9 protein-coding genes are annotated in these 6,966 nt (G+C 43.6%); 6 read left to right on the plus strand and 3 right to left on the minus strand.

The window, feature by feature from the left end:
• The first annotated feature begins 165 nt into the window (after positions 1-165).
• From HMPREF2596_RS09370 to HMPREF2596_RS09395, 6 genes are all read left to right on the plus strand, one after another.
• Positions 166-840, plus strand: a complete 675-nt coding sequence (locus HMPREF2596_RS09370) for a Fic family protein (protein WP_070850862.1) — start codon at positions 166-168, stop codon at positions 838-840.
• Positions 841-848: 8 nt separating this feature from the next.
• Positions 849-1,475 carry a recombinase family protein gene (locus HMPREF2596_RS09375; protein WP_070850863.1) on the plus strand — a complete coding sequence of 209 codons (627 nt, stop codon included), beginning with the start codon at positions 849-851 and terminating at the stop codon, positions 1,473-1,475.
• Positions 1,476-1,477: 2 nt separating this feature from the next.
• Entirely contained in the window at positions 1,478-1,693 is a 216-nt protein-coding gene (locus tag HMPREF2596_RS09380; protein WP_224783325.1) for a hypothetical protein, read from the plus strand.
• Between the two features lie 23 nt (positions 1,694-1,716).
• Positions 1,717-2,610 (plus strand): zeta toxin family protein, encoded by an 894-nt coding sequence (locus HMPREF2596_RS09385; RefSeq protein ID WP_070850864.1) that lies wholly within the window; start codon positions 1,717-1,719, stop codon positions 2,608-2,610.
• 150 nt (positions 2,611-2,760) lie between these two features.
• On the plus strand, positions 2,761-3,342 hold the full coding sequence (gene umuD / locus HMPREF2596_RS09390; protein WP_070615770.1) for a LexA family protein: 582 nt from the start codon (positions 2,761-2,763) through the stop codon (positions 3,340-3,342).
• A gap of 1 nt (position 3,343) precedes the next feature.
• On the plus strand, positions 3,344-4,594 hold the full coding sequence (locus HMPREF2596_RS09395) for a Y-family DNA polymerase (RefSeq protein ID WP_070850865.1): 1,251 nt from the start codon (positions 3,344-3,346) through the stop codon (positions 4,592-4,594).
• 268 nt (positions 4,595-4,862) lie between these two features.
• Here the strand turns inward: HMPREF2596_RS09395 and HMPREF2596_RS09400 are convergent, their stop codons facing one another.
• Genes HMPREF2596_RS09400 through HMPREF2596_RS09410 form a run of 3 tightly spaced genes read right to left on the minus strand, consistent with a single transcriptional unit; the run spans position 4,863 to position 6,429 of the window.
• A complete protein-coding gene (locus HMPREF2596_RS09400; RefSeq protein WP_283115629.1) occupies positions 4,863-5,174 on the minus strand; it encodes a hypothetical protein in 312 nt (103 codons plus the stop codon).
• Positions 5,175-5,188: 14 nt separating this feature from the next.
• Positions 5,189-5,977: an N-6 DNA methylase gene (locus tag HMPREF2596_RS09405; RefSeq protein ID WP_070850866.1), complete on the minus strand. Its 789-nt coding sequence runs from the start codon at positions 5,975-5,977 to the stop codon at positions 5,189-5,191.
• A gap of 53 nt (positions 5,978-6,030) precedes the next feature.
• Positions 6,031-6,429 (minus strand): phosphoglycerate kinase, encoded by a 399-nt coding sequence (locus tag HMPREF2596_RS09410; RefSeq protein ID WP_070850867.1) that lies wholly within the window; start codon positions 6,427-6,429, stop codon positions 6,031-6,033.
• Positions 6,430-6,966: the final 537 nt, after the last annotated feature.

The raw sequence follows: 6,966 nt of genomic DNA on the forward strand, positions 1-6,966 counted from the left end.
TAGGATTCCGCCCCCTCCCGCAAACGACCCCAAATAGAATAGATAATTTGGTTATAGACAATTTAAGTCCTGATTATTTTAAATTAGCCAAATTCAAAGGTATTTATTTAATAGATAATTAGAGCATACCCAAATTAACCACCTTTATCCGTATAAGGAGCAACAGTGTTTCCAGATAAATATAATCTCAGCCTGAAAGAAAATATCTTTTTGGCCAAAAAGGTATTGGTTGCCCAAATCCACAATCTAAGCCGGTTTGAAAACTGTCAGACAACTTTGTTGCAGACAGAACAGATTATCAATGGGCAAAATGTTGCTTCGGCATCATTGGGTGATATTCAGACTATCTTAAATCTGAAACGTGCTTACCAATATGTAATGCGCCATATTTCAGACGGCCTTCCCGTTGATATACCACTACTAAAAAAAATCAACAGTATTGTTGCCCAGGAAGACTCATTGGCTCCCGGAGATTTCCGTACTGGTACAGTCGGCGTTACCCTGGTTGATGGGTCTCGACACACACCGCCCGCAATGTCGGAAGTTGAAGTACAGAACCTGTTGGGACAAATTGAAAACAGAAGTAATTCAACCACTGAAACGGCTATCCGCTCCATGTTGGCCTTTATGCGTCAGCAAATCTTTTGGGACGGTAACAAACGAACGGCCACGCTGTTTGCCAATGCAATGTTGATCGAAAAAGGCTGCGGTATTTTAGAAATTTCAGAACTGCAAATGCCCGAGTTCAACACAAAACTTTCAGACTTCTACCGTTCCGGAGATGATACTGACGTTGCTACTTATTTGTACCAAAATTGTATTTTTGGTATCAACTATTGAGGCTGAACATGAAAGCAGCAAGAATCTACCAACGTGTCAGTACTGAAGAACAAAATCTTGAGCGGCAAAATGCTTTAATTGAGAAAGCCAAAGCAGAAGGTTACTACATTGCGGGGGTTTATAAGGAAAAGGCTTCGGGTGTTCGTACCGACCGACCTGTATTGAACAAATTGATTGCTGATTTACAGGAAGGCGACGTGATCATTGCCGAGCATATTGACCGCGTCACTCGTCTGCCCCTGGCTGAAGCAGAAAAGCTGGTAAACCGTATCCGTGAAAAAGGAGCATTTCTCTCCATTCCCGGCATTATCGACCTGAGTCAAATACAGACTGACTCCGATATTGCCAAAATCGTCTTAGACAGCATACAAACCATGCTGCTTAAAATTGCCCTACAAATGGCTAGAGATGACTACGAACAACGTAAGAAACGCCAAGCAGCCGGAATTGCTGAAGCAAAAAAACAAGGACGATTCAAAGGTCGTCAGGCAGATACTCAAAAACATAAATTGATTATCAGCCTGCGCTCACATCACACCCTACAAGAAACAGCCAAGTTGGCCGGATGTAGTGTATCCCTGGTGAAACTGGTAATGCGACAACATAAACAATCTCAAACTTCAGAAAAGGAATAAAAATGGCTACTTTAATGCAGAAAGACGCTTTGATTGAACGTGTGGCTTCAGTTTTGGCCATGATTGCGCGAAAAACTCCACGAAGCGAAGGCCGTACACCTGATCAAAGTCGTTTGGTCGCCTTACGCCGGGAACTGTATGCTTCAGAACCTGAAGATATCGATTTTGACAAAGTAGTGAGTGAGTGCAATCAGATTTATCAAAAGTATTCTGTCTAGTCAGATAAGGAAGGTAGTTATCTATGACGCTTGAACAGGAAAATGAAGCATTTGAGAAAATATGGGACGATCTGATGGATGAACATCAGATTAAACCTGAATCACCACCGAAAGGTTTTGTGCTTGGGGGGCAGCCAGGGGCAGGAAAATCAAATCTTATTAAGATGATAAATGCACAACTGAACGGAAATGTGCTGGTTGTGAATGGAGACGAGTTCCGTCGTTATCATCCTAATTTTGATGAGATACAGGCTCAATATGGCAAAGATTCTGCCAAACATACAGCCGAGTTTTCAGGAAAAATGACAGGTAGGGTTATAGAGCAAGCACTTAAAGAAGGGTATAACATCGTTGTTGAAGGAACTTTCAGAACGCCTGAAACGCCAATTAAGACTTTGAACGATATGCAACAGCATGGTTATCAAACTGCTGTCTATCTACAAACTGCTCCTTCAGAAGTAAGTTGGCAAGGCACATTAGAACGCTATGATGAAATGGTCAAAGCTGGTGAAACACCAAGAGCAACACCAAAAGAACATCATGATTTGGTAGTGGAAAAACTTCCAGAGAATGCAGATAGAGTTTTTCTTTCCGGTAAGGCCGATTATTTTGCTGTTTATTCACGCGAAGGTCTGATCTTTGACAGTAGAATCCATCAAAACCAATTGCCTGGTATGGCGATTGACCATGAGCTTCATCGCAATACCCGATATCTAGAAAAATTGGAGTCTCGTGTTAAACAGGAGTTTGACTCTTTGAGTACTTTTCAGAAACAAGTAATTAAGCACGCAGAAAAACTGATTGCTGGTTTACAACCGGCTAATCAAATTCACGCAAAAATCAATCTTTATGACAGCCAACTCCAACAGTTAGATAAGAATCCTCAACAGAATATGGATTTAGATATTGATCGCTAAATTATTAGGCCATTTGTTCCAAAGAAAAAACACCCTTCGGGGTGTTTTTGTATTCTAAACAAAAGGATGTTTGGTTATGGCAAATTTAAATCCAAATGAACTATATTCTTTGGTAAAATGATTTCGTTACAAAATCAAACTACAAAAACTATGAGCGAAATACCAAAGAAACGCGGTGGTCGTAGAGACGGTGCTGGGCGCAAAAGCAAGACCGGTGAAGCGACGACAGTAAAGCGTATTCCTGTTTCGTTGATACCCGCTGTCGATGCCATGATTGCCTCTTCTGCCCTGCCACCGGACAGTCTGATTCCAATAAGTCGGACAAATCTGAAGGTTCCGGTTGCCTTAGAAAAAGTACCGGCCGGATTTCCATCACCTGCGGAGCCGTATGTCGCAGACTACCTAGATTTCAACGAATATCTCATTGCCAACCCGTCCGCCACCTTCGCCGCCCGTTCCGGTGGATATTCCATGTTAGATGCTGGGATTAGTAAAGACGATATTATGATCATCGACCGCTCCAAAACGCCGAAGCACGGTGATATTGTGATGGCGGATTTAGGCAACGAGTTTACGATCAAACGACTGTACAAAGTTCCCGGACGTAAGCCTGAGCTGCACTCTGAAAACGCTTCCGGCGAGTACCCTGATTTTGTACCGACCGATGAAGATACATGGTCAGTTGTAGGAGTCGTGACTTTCGTCATCAAAGACGTGCGTCAGGGCGGTTAATATGTACGCACTGATAGATGGCAACAGTTTTTACTGTTCCTGTGAGCGGGTATTCCGGCCGGATTTGAAGAATGTTCCAGTTGTCGTCCTATCGAACAACGACGGCTGCGTGGTTGCACGATCTGCTGAGGCAAAGGCTTTAGGCATTAAGATGGGGGAACCCTATTTCCGTGTGAAACACTTAGTTTCTCAAGGCCGTCTGAAAGCTTATTCGAGCAACTACGAACTCTACGCAGACCTGTCCCGGAGGATGATGGAAACTATCGCCGGGTGTGTTCCGGCGGTTGAAGTCTATTCAATAGACGAATGTTTCGCCAGTATGGATGGCATCGAAAACCTCAGCGAACTTGGCTGCAAAATCAGACAACGTGTCTTGCAGTGGGTTGGCATACCCACCTGCGTCGGCATTGCTCCGACCAAGACACTGGCCAAGTTTTGCAATCATCTTGCCAAACGTTACCCCAATCACTTTGGAGGAGTGGTGGTTTGGTCAGATTGGAATGAGTCTGTCCGCCTTCGTGCCTTGCGCAGCCAGGGTGTCGATGAGATTTGGGGAATTGGGGGTAGAACAGCGGCCAAACTGGCGGCGCAAGGGATTTATACCGCGTTAGACTTCGTTCGGGCGGATACTGCGACCCTACGCCGGCGATACGGTGTGACGGTCGAACGGACGCAGCGTGAGATGCAGGGCGTTGCCTGTGATGGTTTGCACCCCGAACCGCAAACAAGGCAGAATCTTGTCCGCAGCCGCAGTTTTGGAACACGCATAGATACACTGGAGGCTTTAAAAGCCGCCATCACGCATCATATCAGTTCAGGTGCTGAAGCATTGCGTAAAGACAAATTGACGGCCTCATCTGTTTCTGTGTTTTTACATACCGATTTTTTCAAAGAATCTGATCCTCAATATCATAACAGTCAGACAATAAGCCTAACTGTACCGACTTCCGACACCGTGCTGTTAAATCACGCAGCACAAAAGATACTAGAAACTATCTACCGCAGTGGCTACCTCTATAAAAAATGCGGGATCGAATTACAGGGTTTAATGCCCGCCGGTCAGATACAGGCGGATCTTTGGCAGTCAGCAACTACCAACCCAGTTATGGAGGCATGGGACAAAATTAATCGCCGGTACGGTAAAGGCCGTCTGAAACTTGCATCAGAACTATTGGCCAACAACTGGGAAATGAATAGGGACAGATTGAGTCAGTGCTATACCACACGGTTTACAGATTTACCCATCGTTTGACGAAGGATAAGTTTCTTCAAAAGAATCCCGATTTTTCATAAATAAAAAGCCCGCCGTAGGGGGCAAGTGGAAAATAGGCGTGGCAGTTTTGTAGGTTGCCGAAGGTGCCGGAAAAGCTGCCTAAGTCTGTTTTCTACTTGGGGGCGTGGGGACGTTTCTGCCGAACCTTGAGAGGCGGTAACGGGGCTGCGGCGGGCGTTTTTTTCGTTAATTTCCCTTCAGCATATAAAGGTCGTCTGAAATCGCCGTTTCAGACGACCTTTATATCTTAGTCATTGTAAATAACCTGCTCTACCGTCCACCATGTATGCGGATAATTAGCCTTGAAATCTTCAATTTCCCATTGAATTTCTTCATCATCAATACCTGTATCATAGATATATTTTCTGTCAGAACCTATAAAATGTGTTGCTCTTATACAACCTTTTCTAATGCTTGCTTCAATTTCAGAAACATTTTCCAACATTAATAGATTAATTAGGGCTTCGGTATCCAGCCTCGTTTCAGTTAGAATTTTACCTTTTAGGCATTCAGAAAACATTTTGTCATAATCCACTTTTTTCACATCTTGAATCATCACGCTTCTTCCTTTCCTTAAAACAAGACCAACTGTTCTTCCAAAGTCAACAAAGGGGCGGTAATCTTCGTTTCTCTATGGTGTTGCTGTTCTGCATCGAAAGCGGCTTTTTTGTCAGCGACAATTTCAGCTTTCATCTCGTCTTCAAATCCTCCATGCAACCAATGCACCGTCCGCCATGCCGTATGAAATTCAAGTTTCAAACTGTCTCCATGTATGATTTTTGCGGGAATGCCATAAAAATGGCATTGCACAAAACACATCCACACACATAAAACATCAATATCTACCGCAACCGCTGCCATATGTAAGCTTGGAATTTTTCCGCTATCGGCGATATGTTCGGCGAAAGCAAGCAGATTCGCACCACTGCCACAACATGGCTCAAGTAAAGAAACAAATCTTTTATTCGTCAGCTTCTCCACCGTGTCGATTCCTGCCAGTCTTGCCATCACTCTTGATATAGACATTGGCGTAAAAAATTGTCCGTTACGCTCGTTCGACGCTCCCAAGTCCATATAAAGTTCGCCCAAAAAATCTTCGTAGTTTCCGACTTTCAGCGCTCGAATACAGCCCGAAGCCAAAACGCCTAATAGCTCAGGAAAAATTTTAAAAGCCTCTTCTTTATATTGTCGGCGGATAACATGGTATCGCTCTTCACGATTTTCCCAATCTTCATCCCGAATATAGCTGTTTAAAATGGCAATCGCTGCCAGCTCGACGAAATCACGAAAAACATCAGAGGGTTTGTACGCAGCACCAAACGAATAAATACGTTTTTTCAGCTCTTTAACAGTGTTTTCCATCTTCTTGCTCCCTATGGTTTCAGACGGCCTTTACCGCCTGAAACCGTGTACCATTACCACCAACTGTCATAAAACACTGCTTGTCCCGTAGCTATTGCTAGACGGGCATTTGCAATAAAGTTTTTAGTTTCTGTAATGTCTTCGGGATATATCTCATCGTTACCAAAGAAAAAGCCCGGCGTGTATTCCAATTTTTCTTCATTTAAATCAGATTCCAGACGGTCTAAATCTTCAAGTTCTAGCCGAACAGTGCAGCAATTAAAGACTTCAGCTTTTCCGCCTTTTTGACGATATAAGTTTTCCATCCAACCATGAAGATGGTTAAATTTTCGCCAGTAGGCAAAATGATTCAGTGCTGCTTCTTCGCGTTCATCTTCGCTCACATTCACATCGGTTTGACGGTCGCCGACAAACTCGGCTTTCATGGTATAGCCATACATATCTAATCCCATCTGATAGTCCTTTCATAAATGTTCATTCATAAATAAACAACCATCGGGGGCATCTGCCGCCGTGTTGTGATGTCGTTAAAAATTTCAAAGCGCAAAAAGTCCAGACTGGCTTTGTGCGGCTTTCATCTTTGTCCGGTGCGCCTTCTGTGGCGTGGTGGAAAAGGTGGAAGACGTGCAGAGACACTTGTCTTGGTCTGGACTTTTTGCGCTTTGAAATTTAGACATCAACTAACAACACGGCGGCAGATGCCCCCGATGGTTGTTCAAACCTTCAGCCGCTTTGCGGCGTTTCCGCCTTGTTGGGCGGAATTGAAAAACGCATTTAGTGCGTTTTTTGGCACTCGTTGCCTATCCTGCGTTGTAGTTAAAATTTATTGGTACTTAGCCAATATTCTTTTTTGAGAGAAGAAGTACGCGCGGAGAGAAGGTATTTGTTGTTTAATTGTTGTATATGTGTTGTTGCTTAGTTGTATATACGTTGTAAATAGGTTGTATAGTGGTTGTTTTAATGTTGTATATGTTGTTTTATTGTTGTAA

Source organism: Neisseria sp. HMSC078C12 (assembly GCF_001838065.1).
Classification (GTDB): domain Bacteria; phylum Pseudomonadota; class Gammaproteobacteria; order Burkholderiales; family Neisseriaceae; genus Neisseria.